Annotated in this window: 14 protein-coding genes; 2 read left to right on the top strand and 12 right to left on the bottom strand. The window is 44.6% G+C overall.

The genetic code is table 11. The features are described 5' to 3' along the window. Positions 1 to 38: 38 nt before the first annotated feature. The 5 genes from L1D60_RS02675 to L1D60_RS02655 form a co-directional block, all read right to left on the bottom strand. Complete coding sequence (locus tag L1D60_RS02675) at positions 39 to 2,183, bottom strand: GGDEF domain-containing protein (RefSeq protein WP_239839617.1); 2,145 nt, start codon at positions 2,181 to 2,183, stop codon at positions 39 to 41. Positions 2,184 to 2,466: 283 nt separating this feature from the next. Then, positions 2,467 to 3,216: a phosphate ABC transporter ATP-binding protein PstB gene (pstB, locus tag L1D60_RS02670; protein ID WP_032550501.1), complete on the bottom strand. Its 750-nt coding sequence runs from the start codon at positions 3,214 to 3,216 to the stop codon at positions 2,467 to 2,469. Positions 3,217 to 3,323: 107 nt separating this feature from the next. Further along, complete coding sequence (gene pstA / locus L1D60_RS02665; RefSeq protein WP_239839616.1) at positions 3,324 to 4,187, bottom strand: phosphate ABC transporter permease PstA; 864 nt, start codon at positions 4,185 to 4,187, stop codon at positions 3,324 to 3,326. Positions 4,188 to 4,203: 16 nt separating this feature from the next. Further along, positions 4,204 to 5,133: a phosphate ABC transporter permease subunit PstC gene (pstC, locus tag L1D60_RS02660; RefSeq protein WP_239839615.1), complete on the bottom strand. Its 930-nt coding sequence runs from the start codon at positions 5,131 to 5,133 to the stop codon at positions 4,204 to 4,206. Positions 5,134 to 5,229: 96 nt separating this feature from the next. Then, a complete protein-coding gene (locus L1D60_RS02655; RefSeq protein ID WP_239839614.1) occupies positions 5,230 to 6,051 on the bottom strand; it encodes a phosphate ABC transporter substrate-binding protein in 822 nt (273 codons plus the stop codon). A gap of 438 nt (positions 6,052 to 6,489) precedes the next feature. On the opposite strand from L1D60_RS02655, the gene L1D60_RS02650 reads away from it, so the two are divergent. Continuing rightward, positions 6,490 to 8,133, top strand: coding sequence for a methyl-accepting chemotaxis protein (locus L1D60_RS02650; protein ID WP_239839613.1), 1,644 nt, complete (start codon positions 6,490 to 6,492; stop codon positions 8,131 to 8,133). A gap of 132 nt (positions 8,134 to 8,265) precedes the next feature. Here the strand turns inward: L1D60_RS02650 and L1D60_RS02645 are convergent, their stop codons facing one another. The 7 genes from L1D60_RS02645 to L1D60_RS02615 all read right to left on the bottom strand — a co-directional run bounded on the left by L1D60_RS02645 (position 8,266) and on the right by L1D60_RS02615 (position 18,811). After that, entirely contained in the window at positions 8,266 to 8,823 is a 558-nt protein-coding gene (locus L1D60_RS02645; protein ID WP_239839612.1) for a DUF1566 domain-containing protein, read from the bottom strand. A gap of 2 nt (positions 8,824 to 8,825) precedes the next feature. Beyond that, the gene (locus tag L1D60_RS02640) at positions 8,826 to 10,295 is read right to left on the bottom strand and encodes a DUF1566 domain-containing protein (protein ID WP_239839611.1); all 1,470 of its coding nucleotides are present in this window, start codon (positions 10,293 to 10,295) and stop codon (positions 8,826 to 8,828) included. Between the two features lie 4 nt (positions 10,296 to 10,299). Further along, complete coding sequence (locus L1D60_RS02635) at positions 10,300 to 12,618, bottom strand: proprotein convertase P-domain-containing protein (RefSeq protein ID WP_239839610.1); 2,319 nt, start codon at positions 12,616 to 12,618, stop codon at positions 10,300 to 10,302. A gap of 9 nt (positions 12,619 to 12,627) precedes the next feature. Further along, complete coding sequence (locus tag L1D60_RS02630; RefSeq protein ID WP_239839609.1) at positions 12,628 to 14,772, bottom strand: TonB-dependent hemoglobin/transferrin/lactoferrin family receptor; 2,145 nt, start codon at positions 14,770 to 14,772, stop codon at positions 12,628 to 12,630. Further along, positions 14,773 to 16,785, bottom strand: a complete 2,013-nt coding sequence (locus L1D60_RS02625; RefSeq protein WP_239839608.1) for a prolyl oligopeptidase family serine peptidase — start codon at positions 16,783 to 16,785, stop codon at positions 14,773 to 14,775. A 183-nt stretch (positions 16,786 to 16,968) separates the two neighbouring features. Then, a complete protein-coding gene (locus L1D60_RS02620) occupies positions 16,969 to 17,841 on the bottom strand; it encodes a lipase secretion chaperone (RefSeq protein ID WP_239839607.1) in 873 nt (290 codons plus the stop codon). A gap of 28 nt (positions 17,842 to 17,869) precedes the next feature. Continuing rightward, on the bottom strand, positions 17,870 to 18,811 hold the full coding sequence (locus L1D60_RS02615; RefSeq protein WP_239839606.1) for a triacylglycerol lipase: 942 nt from the start codon (positions 18,809 to 18,811) through the stop codon (positions 17,870 to 17,872). Between the two features lie 464 nt (positions 18,812 to 19,275). On the opposite strand from L1D60_RS02615, the gene L1D60_RS02610 reads away from it, so the two are divergent. Further along, complete coding sequence (locus L1D60_RS02610; RefSeq protein ID WP_239839605.1) at positions 19,276 to 20,523, top strand: SGNH/GDSL hydrolase family protein; 1,248 nt, start codon at positions 19,276 to 19,278, stop codon at positions 20,521 to 20,523. Positions 20,524 to 20,565: the final 42 nt, after the last annotated feature.

The raw sequence follows: 20,565 nt of genomic DNA, 5'->3' as shown, positions 1-20,565 counted from the left end.
TTGTATAGAATCACAGTCTACAGACGCACGGTGCTTAGTTAATAAAATGTCGCCTCAATCTGGCTGTTCTCAAATGCCGATACCACACGGTTTCGCCCTCGGTCTTTGGCTTGATACAGCGCCTTATCAGCCATGTCATAGAGTAAGTCGAAGTCAAGACAATCCAAGCTGGCACTCAAAGAAGCGAACCCTACTGAGGCGGTCAGGTAATCACTGGTTGAACTTTCACTATGAGGGATCTGCGCCTCCTCAATACAGCGCCTGATACTGTCGGCGCGCTGTTTGGTTTCACTGTCGCTGGTATCAACCATCAACAACATGAACTCTTCGCCGCCAATACGACAAAAAGTGTCGTTCTCGTGCAGTATATGGTCGCTTAAAATCTTTCCGACCGAGCGCAGCGCTGAATCCCCTTCTGTATGACCATAAACACTGTTGTATAAACCGAAATGATCTAGGTCGAGCAGAATCAGTCCAAACACCACCTTTTCATTTGGCCTGCTTGGTTCAAAGTGAGTTGAATTTAAGTTGTCTAATACCTGTGCCAGCATACGTCGATTGCCTAAGCGCGTTAATGGATCCAATTTAGATATGACATCTAATTGCTCATTAGCCAACTGCAACTCTAAGGTGCGCTTTTTCACCTCTTCCTCTAGCCGCTCATTCAGCTCTTTCAACTCTTCCTGCGCCATGGTTCGTTGCAGCACCTCCGCTAAACTAGACGCAAAGATACGAATCACTTCTCGAAGCTGGGAGGTCAATGAGCTGCGGGTCAACAAGTTATCGGCTGCAATAAAGGCAATTGGTACGCCAGTATTGCTGGTTAACAGTGTCATCGCCGTCCAACCTACTCCAACGATATTGTAGTCATGGTAGATAGGAACAGACTCTTCAAAAGCTACTTCATTAGGGCGTGAACGTGCTGCCGCGACAATGTCACGCTCAACAAGATCGGAGTGATAGTAAGATTCGTCGACAATGTTACCTTGAATATCGGTACCCCAGGTGCCCTGCATGTAAGAGCACTCTTTGTCGGTCAAGAAAACGGCTAAACGGTCAATGCCAAGATGCTTAATAGCGAAGCTCACCGCAGATTTACAGACGGCACTAACGTTGTCGCAACGAGAGAGTTCCACCATGCTCGAGTGCAGCATGCGAATATTCTGCTCTTGCCGTTTACGAATATAAATCTGAGAAAGTAACGAGCCAAAAGATTCCAGCATCTGCTTTTGATAACCTGTTATCGGCGCACGATTGATATAGTTATCCATGGCAATCCAACCGACAGGTTTGTCCCCTTCTCTGAGGATCAACATGCCATTCCACCCCTGTCCAACCACTTGGCCTGCGGTATAAAGCGGTGCCTGCTCGATGATCACTAGGTTGGTATGGTCGTCAGAGAGCGCTTCAATGTATTCACTTTCTAGTTGATGAAGATCGTACTGAGTATGGTGCTCACTGTTGGTTTTGCCGTTCTCATCGGTGCCATAAGTCCCGCTAAAACAGCGCTTTTTCATATCTAACAACATGAAGATTGCTCGGTCAAAGCCTAAACGATCTCTCACTGCTTCCACAGACGCCTTATAAAGAGCATCTAATGAGTCTGGATTAGAGAGGTCTAGTGCGACTTGATGCACCAACTTCATGTTTTCTACGAACTGCTCTCTTAACTTAATTTCGTCGAGATATTGCGCTTCACGCGTGTCTCGGTTCTTAATCTCTATGGTGGCATTCTTTTCCGCACGTATGCACTGCCACCTTGCCGCAGCCAGTTGCAACACATCGAAGCCATCGCTGAAGGTTTGATTAACCTTTTCAGCGGCACAGTTTTGAATGATCAGATACGTTCGACAACTCGGACAGTTGTCTAGCATAAGTATGAAGGATTCGCCGCCCAACACATCGAAGTGGTCCCAATTACAGGTGTTGATGGCCATCGGAAGTACTCCGTCAGCAGTATCAAACTGAGAAACCCAAGACCAAAAAGTTGCGGGGTAGCTATTTAAGCAAGAAAGATCACCGCACTGGTACATAGGTGTGCGAGTAGAGGTGGATGCAGGTTCGACAAAAATCCCAATGCCTTGAGGGTCTAATAAATGAGACAAATATTCGAACAAAGAGTCAGCCAAAAGACGGTGGTCGCGAGTGGAAGATATTTGTTTTGCAAAGGCTTTTACTGGCACGACTTTCCATCCAATGGTTGTAAGAGTGTAGCAAAAATACCTAAGCCTTAATATGCAATCAATGTAAGTGAAAATGAGATGTTAAGCGGCTCGCAATTTCCTATTTTCCTTTATCACAAGCTTGAGAAGCGCTACAAAAATGGGATTTTGTGCCCAAAAATTCATCGACAAATTCACTTTCTTCGTAACACAAAAAAGCCCCACAAATGTGGGGCAAAAGTCCATCGCTTATTATTGTAGTGATATGCCAGTAAATTAAGCGCGGTGATGGCAATGGTTACAGTTAACCGAAGTCACCATTTACATAACCCTTAGTACGATCGTCTTTCGGGTCACTGAAAATAACTTGAGTGTCATCGTGTTCAACCAGTTCACCCATAAGGAAGAATGCGGTGCGGTCAGAGATACGACGAGCTTGTTGCATCGAGTGCGTTACGATAACAATGGTGTAGTTCTTCTTCAGATCTTCCATCAACTCTTCGATCTTGTGTGTGGCAATTGGATCAAGTGCTGACGTTGGTTCGTCCATAAGAATCACATCAGGTTCCATTGCGATAGTACGAGCAATACATAGACGTTGTTGCTGACCACCAGACAGACCAAATGCGTGAGACTTCAAACGATCTTTCACTTCATCCCAAAGTGCTGCACCACGCAGTGAACGCTCGACCACTTCATCAATGTGCTTTTTATCTTTAATACCTTGAGCGCGTAGGCCGTATGCCACGTTCTCGTAGATGCTCATTGGGAATGGGTTCGGCTTTTGGAAAACCATACCAACACGGATACGTAGGTCTGCAACGTCGATGTCACCATAGATGTTCGTACCATCCATATCCAACTTACCCTTAATCGTCACGCCTTCGATAAGGTCGTTCATGCGATTCAGGCAGCGTAGCAGTGTTGATTTACCACAACCCGATGGACCAATCAGAGCCGTCACTTGGCGCGTTGGGATTGGTAGGTTGATAGATTTTAGTGCTTGGTTTTCGCCGTAAAACAGATCTAGGTTTTCAATATCAAATTTGTTCATGTTCTTAATCTCTAAATTCTTAAATTCGTGTCTAACTTGATGCTTTATCAATGGGTTCACCGTGGAGCCCTGTACTAGGGCGTCTCTTTGTTCAATACCCGGAATCGTTAGTACGTTGCTGTGTTAAAGCGTCTTGCAATTAGTTTTGTGACCATGTTGATCAGAAGAACAAGCACAATCAGGACTGTCGCTGTACCGTAAGCTTGATTCCACTCATCAATGGTGAACAGCTCGGTAGTTAGCTTATATAAGTGAACCGTTAGGGTACGACCTGAATCCATTAGAGATTCTGGAATACGTGCCACCATACCTGCTGTTAAGAAAACAGGCGCAGATTCACCGATTACACGACCAATACTAAGAATGACCGAAGTTAAGATACCTGGCATCGCGCTAGGCAAGATTAAGCGCCAGATAGTGTAGATTTTCGAAGCGCCAAGGCCGTATGAGCCTTCGCGGTATGTTTGTGGTACCGCCATCAATGCTTCTTCTGTAGTACGGATGATTACAGGAAGAATCAGGATACTTAGTGTCAGAGCACCCGATAGAATGGAGAAGCCAAGACCAAGAATCGATACGAAGAAAGTCATACCAAACAGACCAAAGATGATCGATGGAATACCCGCTAGTGACTCTGTACAGAATCGAATAACTTTCACTAAACGGCTACCCACTTTCGCATATTCCGTTAGGTAGATTGCCGTCATGATGCCCAGTGGCGCTGCCACCGCAATCGATGCGATAACCATATAGATGGTTGCAACGATCATTGGGAAGATACCGTGTTCAGTACCTGTACGTGTGTAGTTATCTGTGATGAAGTTCCAATCTACGTGCTGTAGGCCGTTAGAAAGGATGTACCAAATGATCCAAAATAGGAAACCGACTGTGACAGCCGCCGCTCCCCAAATAAAGGCATTTAAGATGTTGTCTTTATTCTGGCGAGACTGTTTTAATTTTACACGATCCATTTTTTCCACCTTCCGCTTACTTAGCTTTTTCGCGGTTTAGATAAAGTAGAGCACCATTTAGCATCATGATGAACACTAGAAGTACCACACCCGTTGCGTACAGAGCGTTAGCATGAACACCACTTGCGTATGACATTTCAATCGCGATGTTTGCTGTTAGTGTACGAGCAGAGTCTAAAATGCCTTCTGGCATCGCTGGGGCGTTACCCATAACCATGATGATCGCCATGGTTTCACCAAGTGCACGACCGATACCCAGAATCACACCTGTCATGATGCCCGAGCGAGCGGCAGGAACGAGAAGTTTGAAGATGGTAAAGATCTTAGAAGCACCAAGCGCAAGAGAGCCTTCTTTGTAGGTACGAGGTACCGCGCGAATTGACGTCTCCGATACTGTGATAACGGTTGGTAGAATCATGATACCCAGAACAATGATACCCGCTAGGATAGTGTTACCCGCTGGTACTGAGAAGATGTTCTGAATCATTGGAACGATAATGACAAGGCCAAAGAAGCCGTATACCACTGAAGGAATACCTGCTAAAAGCTCAACCGCAGGACGGATAATATCAGCCAAGCGTTTTGGTGCGATTTCAGCGATAAAGATAGCGGTCAAAACACCGACTGGTACACCAACCACTACCGCGCCTAATGTTGAAACGATAGAAGCAACAATCATTGTTGCAACACCGAATAGCGCTGGTGGTAGCCAATCTACACCGAGAACGATGCCAGAAACGCCAGCCTCTTGGAATGCAGGAATACTCTCTGCAACGATAAAATAAGCGATTACTGCCAGTGAAACGATGCCGATTACAGCACTCGTTAAGAATAAACCGTGGAAGATACGTTCTTTCCAGTCGATACGCTTTTTAGTACGTAGGCTCGGCTTATTAACTTGTGTAGCTTCAGTATTCATAAGCTTTTCACTATGTGCGATGGTCATATTTAAAATCTCATGCTCTGTGGACAACAAAGCTGAAAGAAAAGGCTCAGCCTAAAGGCAGGCTGAGCAATAATTAAAGTCTTGATTAAATTCAGATTAGTTTACAGTGATGTAACCTTTCTTAGCTGAGATAGCTTGAGCTTCGTCAGCTACCATCCAGTCTAGGAACTTCTGAGTTTCAGCAGATGGAGCACCATCTTTGTAAAGAACTAGGAAAGGACGAGCTACTTTGTATGAACCGTTCTTAACGTTATCAACAGTTGCTGCTGCGCCGTCGATAGTTAGAGCTTGAACAGAGTTGTCTACTGTACCTAGAGAGATGTAGCCGATTGCGTATGGGTTGCTTGCTACAGATACTTTAAGAGCACCGTTACCGTTAGCAACTTGAGCGCGTTGAGAGATTGCTGATACTTTCTTGTCACCAATCTTCTTCTTAAGTTTTAGGATGTCTTCAAATGCACCACGTGTACCAGAAGCTGTATCACGAGTGATTGCTACGATAGGCTTGTCAGCGCCGCCAACGTCTTTCCAGTTAGAGATTTCGCCTTTGTAGATTGCTGTAATTTGGTCTGCAGTTAGTGCAGATACTTCGTTGCTTGGGTTAACTACAACCGCGATACCGTCACGAGCAATAACTAGCTCTTTTAGGTCTGCTGTTTTTTCTTCAGCTTTTAGGTCACGAGAAGAGATACCCAGGTCAGCACTTCCATTTTTTGCTGCTTTGATGCCTGCAGATGAACCAGGAGCTTGAATTTCGATGAAGACTTCTTCACCTTTATTCATGTATGTTTCTGCAAAAACTTCAACCAGTGGAGAAGCACTGTTAGAGCCAACTACAGAGATAGTTTCTTTAGCTGAAGCTGTATTCACTGTTAGTGCGCCTAGTAGTGCCATTGCACCGATAACTGTCTTTTTCATCACAATTTCCTTAAGTGGCGTTATTGCCGTTGTGTTTTACTTGAACGGTGCTCACTTTAAGTTTCGAATATGACAGTTGTGTTTCAGTAAATTGAAGCCTATATGACAACTGCAATTTTCTGATTTTTCTTACCCTTAACCTTCCACGCCTCTCTTCTAACTCATTGTTCTAAAAACATTACTTTATTAACAACTCGATCAATTAAACCTACAATTCTTGAAAGCTCTTCTGTAACATGTCGCACAGCTCACAAAAAACCACACCATAAGTGAGTGAATAATCAGCACATTAATTACCAAATGTAATTCAACATGGCTCGCACATAACAAAATGTAATCTTTTATTGATTGAAGTATCAGTCTCATTAGTTAGAATTCAATCTCAACAATAACAAATAAGAACAATTCTCAATTACGCATTACCAAGAGGACCTATTCATGCGCCAGTTACTCAGTGGCTTATCCATTAAAATGCAAGTGCTACTACCCGTACTTTTCTCCGTCGTTCTACTACTTGCCGGTGTCATTATTGGTGGAGAAAAGCTTGAGGAAGCTTTCCAAGATGTATCAAAAGCCACAGACAATCTGATTGTTCATAAAGAAGAACTTAGTGACATCGTCGACAATAGTTACGGTATGCGTATCAAAGCGATTTACAGCCTGTTTAACCCTGACGATGTACGTACTCTTATCGATACATTGAATCAAAAACGTGACGATAATACGCAATTGCTTAACTCTCTTAATACCGTGCCAGGCCTACAAGATGAAGTTGCGGCAATGCGTAAGGCCATGGGCCACTATGTCGACTTTTCACGAACAACAATGCTGCCGCTTCTGCAACTTAAACACAGTAATGGCTTCCCACCGGCCGACTTTGATACTCAGTATCAGGTAGCGACTGATCAATATCGCCACGCTGGCAATGAAATGGTAAAAGCCATTAATGCCCTATCTAAAAAGCTGAACCACATCGCTTTGCAAGAAGTCGAGAACAATGGTGCAAAACACGACACCACCCTAACTTCAGCGAAAATCGGCCTTATTGTCATTCTCTCAATTGCACTTATCATTAGCTGGACTCTAGCTGGTGTGATTGTGAAACCAATTCGCGAGCTGCAAGAAACCATGCGCGAAGTGGCTAAAGGCAACCTATTGGTGAAAGCAAAAGCTGAGGGCAATAATGAAATCACTCACCTAGCTCAAGATGTTAACCAAACTGTAGATCAACTTCGTGAAACAGTAGGCTCGTTGTCTCGAATTAGTATCGAGGTCGCTTCAGCATCGACAGAGCTTGCTGCCGTAATGACACAATCGAGCGTTAACTCAGATCAAGAGAAGCAAGAAGTCGAACAAGTCGCTTCTGCGGTTAACCAATTAGAATCAACAGCGGCAGAGGTATCGAGCAACGCGCAAGACGCAGACAGTGCTTCAAGCCAAGCTAGCCAGCTAACAAGCCAAAGCTTGAGCATGTTTGAAGAGAGCACGCGAGCAAGCGAAAAGATGGCAGACCAATTAAACAAAGCGGCCGACGTTGTTACTTCTTTGAAGGATCAATCAGAGCAGATTGGTAAAGTGATCGAAGTAATCGAAAGCATCTCTGAGCAAACTAATCTATTGGCACTCAACGCAGCCATCGAAGCAGCACGTGCCGGTGAAAGTGGGCGTGGCTTTGCAGTAGTTGCAGATGAGGTTCGTATGCTTGCCGCTCGTACTCAAGAGTCGACCAAAGAGATCCAAGTGATTATTGAAGAGCTACAGACTCAATCGGGTCAAGCGAATGAGAGCATGCACTCCAGCCTAGCTATGCTTGAAGATAACCACGCGCTTGCCACTAAGGTAAGCGGCTCTCTAAGCGACATCAGCAACGCGATTGCTGATCTAAACAGCATCAATACACAAGTTGCGACTGCATCTGAAGAGCAAAAACAAGTAACGGCGGATATCAACACCAACTTGAGCACCATTTACGAATTGGTAAGCCAAAATGTAACCGGTATTACTCAATCAGCCGCTGCTGCTCATGAGCTGTCTGGGCTATCAGAGAGACAGAAGCAGGCGCTGAATTACTTTAAGGTTTAGATACTTTATAGATTTGAGAAGTCAGTGAACTTCCTAATCAATACGTTATAGATCGCTAACAAAATCTAAAAAGAGGCCGTGGTATCTACCACGGCCTCTTCGTTTCTATTGGCGAAGGCGTCTAGCTTTCAGCTACTCTGCAACTAGAAGAACACTATATTCAAACTGAGCTGCATTGTATGGTAAGACTTCTCCATTGAAGGTTTCAAACGCCATGATGCTCTCCCCATTTCCAGCAGAAGTCGCGCTCCAGATATATGCTGCCAAGTCACCGACTTCATAACTCATAGAGTCTCCAAAAACCTTAGTGCTAACTGCTGGCGAGTGACACGCTACCTCTTTAAGCGACACTAACTCTTTAATGTTTGGCATGCGCCATTTATCTTGACCCGCAAACTTATGCAGTGCATGGTTTCCGTTTACGTCATTGACTGACTCAACCATTGTTAATGCACTTTGCCAGAAATACCTTTCTGCAGTGCCAGTACAAGAGCTAGAAGAACTATTCCAAGTTTTACCTACTTGGCAACGCATCCACGTCAAGCCTGTAAGCTGATCAGTAAAAGTGCCGTTACTGTTGGTGACATAACGACTGTTAGCAGCCGTCTTAGTGATATCGAGGCTACACTCCTGTGCGAACGCACCCGCCGAAAATAGACCAATTAGGGCAGTTGTGATTAGTTTTTTCATCGCTATTTACCTTGAACTGAAACGAGACGAGCAGGGAATAAGTAAGAATCAGAATTTTCAGAAGAATCAACATCTCCAGAGTAGATCTCTAACGCACTGATGTAGCCACGCTCCCCTCCTAATGTTCCGATCTCGTTGTAGTAAAAACCACCTTCAACAGCACTAGGGCTGTATTGGTTGTAAACGATGGATTGATTCCATACCGCACCTATGGATGTGTAGTTACCACCAGATGTTTGATGTGGGAAATACTTGTAAGTCAGGCCATACACCGCGCCCTTTTCATTTTTCTCTGTCTCGCCAAAGTCCAGTAAGTTATAGAACTCGTGAAACGTCGGTAAACGCCAATCTGTTTTACCACAGAGGCTGATTGAGTTGATGTGCTCAACATAATCCTGCGTGGTACATATGCTGTCACCCCGGGTTTGACAGGTTGCTTCAGCGATATCCAATTCGTAAGGCGTCACTACCCCTGGAATTTCCAGTGCCAGCTGTCGGTCTTTAAATTGTAGGGATCTGGCATCTTCTGTCTTAGATTCCCAAATCAAGCCGCTGCGCTCATCGAGTACACATGACCATTCAGTCGCATCATCTACAAGTGCCACACCTTTTGAATCAAGCTTTACGAATTTAAAGCCGTTACCTGTATTCGTATTTACTTCGGTCTTATCAAAGCCGTACTCAGCATCTTGTCCAGGAAAGGAGTCAGGTCTATCTTGAACATCTTGTATGTTATCAGTATCTGAAAAATAAAGGGTTGCGCCCGTATCATTCAGTGTTGTACCTGCTTTCACTTCATCTTCAAGATTTTGTACAAAAGTAGACACTGTATTTGCATCTAATACACCCGCCACATAATCAGCGGAAGCATCATCAAAGCTAGCGCTAAACTGAGCTAACATGTACGCGCGATTACTGCTATCGAACAGCTTTAAAGTTGAGACAACATTTTGTTCCAAACTAGCAAGCTCCGTCGCCGACAGTTGGTCTTCAAGTGCACAATTAATGGTTATCCCTTTTTTCGCTAGTTGAGCTTTCAATTTCACATTAGCTTGATCCAACGTGAAACCATCGCCCATATAGCCCGCAATCAAGGAGCTGATACCATTAATTTCATTGCCTGACGTTTTTTGAATACCAGGTGCGGCGATATAGGCCACTGATGATGAGCTACCATCCGACCTTGTTGCTGCGACACCGGTATCGACTTCAACCAAAAGGGGTAAAGAAAGAATGGATTTCTGCGTACTCGTCAAACTAAATTCGCCGTTACTATCAGCCGTAACAGTCGGCTCACCAGCATCACAAGTAAAGCTTTGGTTTAAGTCAGAACAAACCTTACTTTCAAGGTTCACATTCTGTGCCGTGATCTTTCCTGCTGTTGTATAGGTTGGCGCAGAGGTATCGCCACTTGAGCCACCACAGCCCGCAAGAGCCAAAGAGATGGCCAAAATAGTCAATTGTGGTTTCATAGAGTTATCTTCTTGTTTTGTTTTTAAAGAGCATTGTCAGAAGAGACAAAGTACGCATGTTCGCAGCCCTGCCGAACGAGAGCAGAGCTGCAAATAAGAGAATGAATGGTGATATCGAGCCACCAGAACTGCTGGATGAACCTTGTTCCTTAGCTGCAGCGTCACCACATTCGTAATGAGAGATATTGCCGATTACCCAGCGATTAAGTTGCCCTGTTTCACTTTCAACGTAATCACCCACTTCAAGTCGCCACGTACCATTCATGGGTTCATTTTTAAACTCACCTAAGACCGAGTCGTGTTTAAACGTGAAATACCCATCAAAACCGTCGAACGTTGTTGATTGGTGATTGATTAAATCGACCTTTGTTCCTCGTGGAGAGACGAGACTAATTACCAAGTCACTCAACCTTGAGTGGTCAATATCCAGATACAGGCCAAAATTCTCACCAACGGTTCGCCCAGAGCCTTCTACCGTGAAGTTAAAAGTTTTGAAACCAACAATAGGCTGATTGTTCGAACTCTGACGGCTATCCGGTAAGTAACCATTCACCTCTTTGATTGGCGTGGAGAAAGAAGGCAAGCCATAAACGATCGTCATATCATGCTGCCAATTCTGCTGTTTCAGCGAAGCTGAGTACTGGTAGTCGATGGTTGTATTTAAAGGAATAGCAGTTCCGCACACTTTACCTGTAGGCAACGTTGCTTGAATGGCGAGACTTGCAGTTGTGGCACTATCAAAAGGCTGACTCAGACCGTCGATATCAATATGTCCACTCCATTGAGGCTGACGCAATGTTGGATGTAGCTCGATATCTAAGGATTGCTCTGGGTGAGCGTATCGGCCCTTCGTCTCGACCGAGAATGGCTCAATGATCAAGTTATGCACATCAAATTTTTCTTTCAACATTTGCGCATAGTCTCGCGCTGGATAAAGCGCTTCAGCAACAAACAACATGCTCTCTGCTAGGTCATGCATCTTGACGCCACGACCAACACCGTACATTGATTCAAGAACGATAGAATCGAACTCTTGAAACGCAGCGTGCCCGTAACGCTCTACACCGACTTTTAGAGCCTGAAACAAGGGTGTCGACCACAGTTCATCGCCCAATTCACCTGCGACACTTTCGTGCGCACGATACTCAGCTTGTCTAAAGTAGCGCGCTTTTTGATTCCAAAGGCTACGCGTCGTCTTTCTTACACCAAAGTAACCATCCCAGTTGAAGACAGTATCAATTTCAAACTCTTGTCCTTGATTTTGGGCATCTTCATACTGCGCTCTGAAGCTAAACGACCCCGCCCAGTAGTCACCAAATCCTTCACCAATTGCTCCGGTATGGCCATAAGCCCAGTCGCGAACAATCTGATAATGGATTCCATGGCCAAGCTCATGCAAAATCACATCTGCATCAAGGGCATCAGGTGAACCGCCCGCAATCCCAAACAGAGTGGCTTTTGGACCGTAGTAATAAGTAGAGTTATCAGCGGATAACCCACGCCCATCGAACTCTAGTGGTTGTTCAAATAGAGAAAAGCCAAGCCCTTCGATGTAGCGAAGTGATTGGTCAAGGTGAGTAAATGCCATCAACTGTGGGAAACGATTGTCTTGCCACCCTACTTGCTGAAGATCTTCGATTTTATCGAATCTTGTAATACCTTCAGGTGTAAGAAAGCCCGATGTGTCACGGGACACAACCTCACCCGAGTCAGGATCATAAGCCACTAAAGCGATTGCATCGACCTGAGATACACGAGAGTTACTTAAATAGATGCCATCAGCGTGGTCGAGAACATCAACGTTAGCTTCAACGTACTGCGGCGCATTCTGATACTGAGTGATATCAGTAAGCAGTGTTTCGGGAGGTGCGCTGCGATCCATCGTTCTTAAATCTGGGCTAAATACCTTTACCTTAGCTGGCACAAGTTGGCCGCTGCTCAGTTCTGGCGCACGCTCTGCTTCTAACTGTCGTGGAGCTTCAAGCTCAGCGGCTGTCGTCGGTTGACCACTAAGTAGCACTGTATCTTCCAAGCTTCTGAATATTCTAGAAACCTGATCGTCACTGTTAGTGGAAAGTACTATCGTACGCTGCTGTTTGTACTCCCCCGCAACCAGGACATCAAAATTGTAGTGATGGCCAAGCTTAGACTGTTTTTGGTACCTAAATTTTAACGAGCCAGCCTCTGGGTATGCTTGCTCCAAGTACGCCAGTGCTTCTTGAGAATTAGAAACTGAAACGTTACCTACAGGGTAGTCCCACTCCGCAGCTAAGCTCGGAGTAGATGCCAGTAACATTGCGAGGTAAAGCGATCTCTTTTTCATAAATCCGCCTTAAAACTCGTATCGAGCATTTACAGTGAAGTAACGCCCTGGCTCTGTAGAGTAGTGCTTGTTTTCGTCCATGATGCCTGCGACATCTTGGTAACGGATGTATTCCTTATCAAATAGGTTGATGACATTGGCAGAAAGGTCTAAGCCAAAGCTCCACGAATAACTCACCCCCATATCTACGGTCGCCCAACCTGCTGTTGTCGCACAATCCGTTGCAAGGCCAATATCTGTTTCGCACTCCGGCACCTTATCCATCGCTTGTGCCCAATTCAACATGGTATAAGCGGATAACGCTTGGTTGTCGTAACGTAGCTGAGCACTGCCCTCCCAAGGGGTTAACGTACGCACTTTTTCACCGTTATTGTCTTCACCATCAACAAAACCAACCTGCGCAGTCACACTCCAAAACTCACTTAAACGCTGTCCTACCGATGCTTCAAAGCCGTATGTTTCAACACCGCTCACATTCTGATATTGCTTGTAGTAGTTTCCATTGTTGCTTGGATCAGGAGCGAACGAGATCTGTTTGACATCAATGAAGTTCTTAAACTTCTGATAAAAAACAGACGTGTATAAAAGAGTACTTCCATCGTCAAACTTACTGCCTAGCTCGAATGAATCACTCGTCTCAGCTTCAAGATCTTCGTTAGGTATGATTACGAAGGGCGTAATTGGCACAAAGTCATGATTTTGAAAACCGTAAATCTTGTCATAGCTAGGCGCTCTGAAACCACGGTTGTATGACAAGTACGTGTTCAATGAATCCGTCAATTGATAAGCCACAGATAGACTTGGTGATACGGCGCTGCTAGTTCTATCTTTCACTTCATAACCTTGAATCTGATTTTCCGATTCAGGGGTTATCTGCTCTAAGTCAAATCGTACGCCGGTCGTCAGTGTCCATTTGTCTATCTCCATAACATCTCGAACATGTGCCGCAAAATTGTAAGTACGAGCAGGTGAAAAAGGCTTCTTGTTTTCGACTTTCAAGCCATTCCAATCGATTGTCGAACTTGAGCTAGGGCGTTCATAGAGTGCACTTTCTAAACTCGCGCCATACGCTAAGCTGTGGCTTGCATTCCCTTGTTGAAATGAAGAGATAAAGTCCGCATTTAAACCAATTAATTGGTCTGTGAAATGGCGATCATCAATCAATCTGCGTTGCACAGGCACGTTGTTCTGATCTTGCGAGATCAGCACATTTAAGGCTTCATCGGCCACCATCTCGCGCCAGTACAACTTAGTATCAAGCTCTTCAAACCAAGAATTCAAAGGCAAATACTCAGCCCCCACATACGCAGTTACCGTTTCAGTATATGTTTGCTGGTTGAAGCTCTGAGTAACCCAACTACCATCTTTTTGAATCTTAGCGAGTCCTTCCAATCGGCTCTGATTATCTTTGTAGTACTCGACTCGACCTTTCAGCATTAAGTCATCTTCCACCCAGTAGTTCAGTGTGTAAGCACCGCTTACTCCGTCGATTTCACGGTTATATAAGTCTTGATCGAAATTACGTGTTTCTTCACCTTCCCAATAGGCTAGGCTGACTAAGCTCTCAACATTTCCCGAGCGAAAAGCAAGTTTCGTTGCACCTCGATATTTATTGCTTATACCGGTATAAGTACCTGACACATCGCTATAAAAGTCTTTGTCTTTTAGGTAATCGCCTGGTAGCTTGGTCTTAAACACAACCACACCACCGATCGCACCAGAACCATAGATAGATGAGCTCGCGCCTTTAACAATTTCAATGCTTTCGAGATCAGACATATCAAATGAGTTACGCCCTACCTTGTCGTTTAGGGCATTTGCACCAAAGCCGTCTGACGTTCTAATGCCATCTTTAACAATCGCAATGCGGTTGCCTGACATACCACGGATAGTAATGTTTTGAGGTCGACCTGCCCCGCCACTCACGCTAACACCCGGTTCATTTCTGATTGCATCGTAAAGCTCGGTCGCGCCGTTTTTTTCGATCTGTTCACCATCGATAACAGCAACGGAACCAGCCACTTCAGATAGGGGTTGTTCGATTTTATTCGCGGTAACCACGACCTCTTCAAACTGAAAAACCTCGGATTCGGCGTACACGACGTTGGCAGCAAGTACACTCAGTACTGCCGCTGATAGGGGTGAAAGCTTCATTTACTGCTCCGCTTTAGTATTTTTATGCGTAAGTGATAATAGGAATGCGTATTCAAACGCTTGTTGTGATAAAGACTGCCGCCTGTCACTCGAATGACCTTGACTAAAATTGGTAGACAGCAAATAAGGGCCACTTCCTGTCGTCAAAGATTTCAACTTGGCTTGATATTTAGCGCCTTCCCAATAGGGAACCCGTCGATCATTTAGGCCAACACTGATTAAAACAGGTGGATAGTCGGCTTTGGAAAGATTGAAATATGGGTCATAGGCTTTCATTGCTAAAAGTTCAGACTCTTGATGAGGGTCACCCCACTCGGCATACTGCTGAGCAGTTAGCGGCAACGTCTCATCTGACATACTGTTGATCACATCAACAAATGGGACCTTAAGGGAGGCGCCAGCAAATACTTCGGGCGCTTCATTTAAGGCTCCAGCCACTAAGGTGCCGCCAGCACTTGACCCCATTGCCAAGATAGCTCGTTCGCCTTGTTGAAAATTTTGAAGTGCTCTAGCTGCAGCAACGAAATCAGCGATACTGTTCGATTTGTTTAGGCCTTTACCAGCGAGATACCATTGTTCACCTTTAAAACCTCCGCCTCTGACATGAGCAACAGCGTAGATGACACCACGGTCGAGTAGACTGATGGTTTGTGGCATAAAGTATGGCTTCATTGTGACTCCATATGAGCCATACCCATATAGAACTACCGGACTCAGCTTGTTCAGGAGATCTTTTCGGTAAGCGAGCGTCACTGGGACAGCATGTCCATCATTCTCAACATTCAAAGTTTGAGTAACGTACAACTCTGCTTGATAATTTGGATAGACATCTTGCCCAATCGATTCACGAGTTGCCGTTAGCGTATTAAAGCGTTCCCAAAGGCCCGGTTGGATCATAGACATACTTCGGATATGTAGCTTATTGCTGTTGTAGTCTCCCACTTGGCTTACCCAAGCGACGCCACCTTCACGAGCAACGTTTTCAATCTTTATCAGCTTGTCGCTTTCATCAAAGACGTGCAGTTTTTGCTTACCTTGCAGATTGGTTTGAACCACGACACCTGAACGGAATAGGTGAAAGTTGTTGATTGCCTCACCCGTTTCAAAATCACCAAATAAATGCCAAGCCTCTATGTTCATTAAATCAGAACGACTCACACGATAGATCTGGAAATTTTTGCGTTGGTGATTGCTATTGATATACACATGATCGGCAAAACGATCTGCATAGTATTCAATGCCTTCTTGGCGCTGTTGAATAGGTGGTGATAACTCACCAGTGTTAAGATCGAGAAAGCGTTGTTCACTGCTGTTGTCGCTGTTGCTCTGGACAACGGCGAAATTTCTATCGCTTGTTAGGTATGTTGAAAGCAGCCAAACATTATCATGTTCTTGAAAAAGCGATGTCTCAACTCCGCTTTTCAATGACTTATTGATCAAGGTATGTGATCGCTGTGTCTTTGGCTCCTGTTTTACCAAATACAGCGATTTCCCATCATTCGACCAAACGATAGATGGCTCAACACCAGTGATAAGGTGCGTGATTTTATTGGTCGCTAGCTCAACAATACTGATTTGATACTGTTCAGAACCATCAAGATCTTCTGCAATAGCGAGTAAGGAATTGTCAGGGCTTAGTTTCCAACCACCAATTTGGTAATACTCGTGTTGATCAGCGTGATGTTTGGCATCAAAAATGACAGTTGTCACACCAACACTGCTTGGTGCGCGCGACAACAATGTGTAGTCATTCCAAGCATATTCTACGCCATTGATTTCTCGCCAAGGCTTCTCTGAACGTTGCGGTCGGTTCTCTCGCCACATGGATTGCAGCGAGTTGATTTCACTCTGTAAGGTCTTCTGATACGCGCCGGTCGTCTCATTCTGTTTCTCAAGATAACCCAATACGCGCTCACTGCTTCTAGAATCGTCTCTCAACCAAGAGAACTGATCCGCAGCAGTCACGCTTCCTGAAACTAAAGTTGCTAAAACAAGCAGGCAACACGTTTTCATAAACCCAATAAATCCATACGCCAATTTAATAAATTTCGCGTATACTGCACCCAAATGGTAATGAGATCAATTATCATTTTCACAATTTGGTGATATGAATCTCAATTATTGTGCTCAATGGGCTGGGTTTACTGGTTTATTGTTCTGTCTAACTATTCATTTTCAGCGTGTTAAGCGAACACTTCAGTTTTTTTCACTATCATGAATTCGCTCTAGTGCTTCCACGCGTTTTATTTGTTGTTCAGTAAATAGGTCGTTTCTCAACAAAGCAACTTCCTGTGCCTGCTGATCAGCACTCAAATTGGGATTATCAAGTATCGTCTCTCTTTGATTGATAAACTGTTTAAAGTCGTTATCAAATTGCGCACGCTCAGCGTCTAACGCAGTTAACCGTTGTGCTGCAGTTTCGCCGACAATCTCGACTCGATTAAGGTATTGTTGCTGATTATCCAAACCATTTGTATGCGTGAGCTGAGTTAAGGTTAGGGTGTTTTTCTGCGTTTGTTGAACATACTCAGGTTGAAGAGTCAGCGTCTCTAGCCACTGCTTTTCAAATTCAATAGGGTCAGTATATTCCTGTCTCAATTTCAGCTTTTCAATAGCGAGTTCACGCATTCTATTTTCATGTGCAAACAGTAACTCTTGTTCACTCGCTGTGAAGTAATAAGCTTGCTGCTCCATCAACAACTCGTGTAACTCGGTGAGATCTTCAATGCTTAAATTAGAATAATTATTCGAGAAATCTATTTTCTCTAGCGCCGATTTGTACTCCAAATATTTTTCGAACAATTGGTCATCTATCACGCTATTAGGTTCGATATTATTGAAATCTGAGACATTTTCTATGACTTGGTTGAGGTCAACATCAACCATTGCCGCCATGAAATAGTCCATCGTATCTTTGGCGGAACTTTGGTCGATTTCGGTATCACTTTGAGACTCACTCTTGAGTTGCTTTGCCGATACGACTTGCGCTCGCGACTGGTCTTGGTAAAAGACCGCACTGAAACTTCCTACAGCGAGCATCGATATCAGTAACAGTGTGGTCTTTTTCATTGAGTAACTCCTTTAATACTAACTGGCTTTATAAGCCGGCAAGCTTGAGACGATTGGCGTGTTGACGATAGAGAGTGACAGGGTCTGTTTCAAAAAGGTGGTGGATCCCTAGCGTCCCATTGATTTCATCCAAGTGATTCATTTTGTAATTGTCACCAATCACTCGACCTAAATGCGCACTGCAAGTCCCAACCAAACCATCACTAGGGCCATCAAACGCCAAGCCTAAAATCGTCATCGCCCCATCGGTTGGGTCAAGTAGATTGGTGAAGGTCGACGATCCAGTCCAAGAGTAGTAATAGACACCATTGCTAGCTTGCCACTCTCCGTCTCCACACGCTGATGTAGGGACACCCTCTGGATAATGCTGGTTAAATGCTAGAGAACCTTCTGTGGTCAGAGCTTCTAATGAAGCGAGCCCATCTTGCTCAAGATCGCTCCCGCCTGACAGTAAGTTAATCAATGTTGTAAGGCCACCAGCCAATTTGACGGCAATCGACTCGGTTATTGATCCCTCGGCGACATTCCCTCTCACCAAATCAGCGACTTTAGAGCCTTTATGAACCCCACCGACACTGGTCACTGACGCCACGAGATCTGGCCTCACGGAGCCAACATACCTTGCAGTCGGGCCGCCATGGCTATGACCAACCAAATTAACCTTCTCTGCGCCAGTAACCGCGATAATGGTTTCTACTTGCGCAAGAAGCTGCTCGCCTCTCACTTCAGAACTGTTTGTCGCAGACACCTGTGCGACGTAAACGTTAGCTCCATCTTTGGCTAGCGATTCAGGAATACCGTAAAAATAGTCCACACCGGCCAAGGTATCGAAACCAAATAACCCATGCACCAACACAATTGGGTACTGAGTTTGTGTGTACCCTGAATGTTCCAGTGGTGCGGTACTCGTTCCAGCGTTCACACTGGCACTTCCCATGCACAGAGCTGCCATCAGCATCATCTTTTTCAACGTCTTTCTCCTTAACTAATTAGACCTCGGATGAGTTTAAAAGCTAGGAGAGGAATTCAAAAAGTAGAAATTTATAAATTAGAAATCGTGAGCAATAGCCACCATTCAACATCTAAATTAAACATCAGTAATACATTCACACAGCCACAAATCGTTATGATCATGTCTCTACCTTCATCTTAACTCAATAAACGCCACCCATTTAACTTGTTGTTTTTAATTGATTTAGGCGAAGTATGGAAAATCTAGAGTGATTGAGATGAAGTTTTGGGGAATAAACAAAGGACAAATTTTGAGCGGTTTTACGTTGAAAAATGGATCTTAGTACCAGATAAAGAAAATTATAAAATCAAATGGATTGACCAAAACGCATCACTACGAGATATAGGTCTGACCAGTTTTCAATAACTGATACTGATAACTGGTCTATTCAACTTCTAACAATCGATTGAAAGAACCTATATATGAAAAAGACAACGTTAGTTTTGGCTCTATTGATGCCATTTGGTGCCGCCTCCGCACAAGACAATAGTATGACTCCAGAAGCAATCACGTCAGCTCAAGTCGCACAAACACAATTAGCCTCCACCTATACCTACGTTAGGTGTTGGTATCGAACAGACGCAAGCCATGATTCACCAGCAACCGACTGGGAGTGGGCTAGAAAAGAAAACGGAGACTATTACACAATTGACGGTTACTGGTGGTCATCGATCTCCTTTAAAAATATGTTCTATAGCGAGACTCCACAACAAGAGATCAAGCAGCGTTGTGTAGACACCTTGGATGTTCAGCACGACAAAGCCAACATCACCTACTTTGCCGCTGACAACCGCTTCTCTTACAACCATTCTATCTGGACCAACGATCACGGCTTTCAAGCGAACCAAATCAACCGAATAGTTGCTTTTGGCGATAGTCTTTCAGACACGGGGAACCTATTTAATGGGTCACAATGGATTTTCCCTAACCCTAATTCTTGGTTCTTGGGTCACTTCTCTAACGGCTTTGTTTGGACTGAATACTTGGCTAACGCTAAGGGCGTTCCACTCTATAACTGGGCTGTGGGTGGCGCAGCAGGAACCAATCAATATGTCGCTCTTACTGGTGTCTATGATCAGGTCACTTCGTACCTGACTTACATGAAGATGGCGAAAAATTATCGCCCAGAGAACACGCTATTCACATTAGAGTTTGGGTTAAATGACTTTATGAATTACGGACGTGAAGTGGCTGATGTCAAAGCTGACTTTAGTAGCGCACTGATTCGCCTGACCGACGCTGGCGCAAAAAACATTCTGTTGTTCACCCTACCAGATGCGACCAAAGCCCCTCAGTTTAAGTACTCAACGGCCCAAGAAATCGAGACAGTTCGTGGCAAGATTCTGGCGTTCAACCAGTTCATCAAAGAACAAGCAGAGTACTATCAAAGCAAAGGTGACAACGTGATCCTATTTGATGCGCACGCTCTATTCTCTAGCATCACCAGCGCCCCACAAAAACACGGGTTTAGAAACGCAAAAGATGCCTGCCTAGATATTAATCGTAGTGCATCTCAAGACTACCTATACAGCCATAGTCTGACCAACGACTGTGCAACCTATGGTTCTGATAGCTATATATTTTGGGGCGTGACACACCCAACCACAGCAACTCATAAATACATCGCAACGCATATACTGATGAATTCAATGTCGACCTTCGACTTTTAAAGATATCCGACTGTGCAAATAAAAGAAAACCGCCATTCCGGC

The sequence above is a fragment of the Vibrio sp. Isolate30 genome, from assembly GCF_022397975.1.
Taxonomy (GTDB): Bacteria; Pseudomonadota; Gammaproteobacteria; order Enterobacterales; family Vibrionaceae; genus Vibrio; species Vibrio fortis.
Note: the sequence above shows the minus strand (reverse complement) of the source record. Positions and strands in the feature narration are given on the sequence as shown.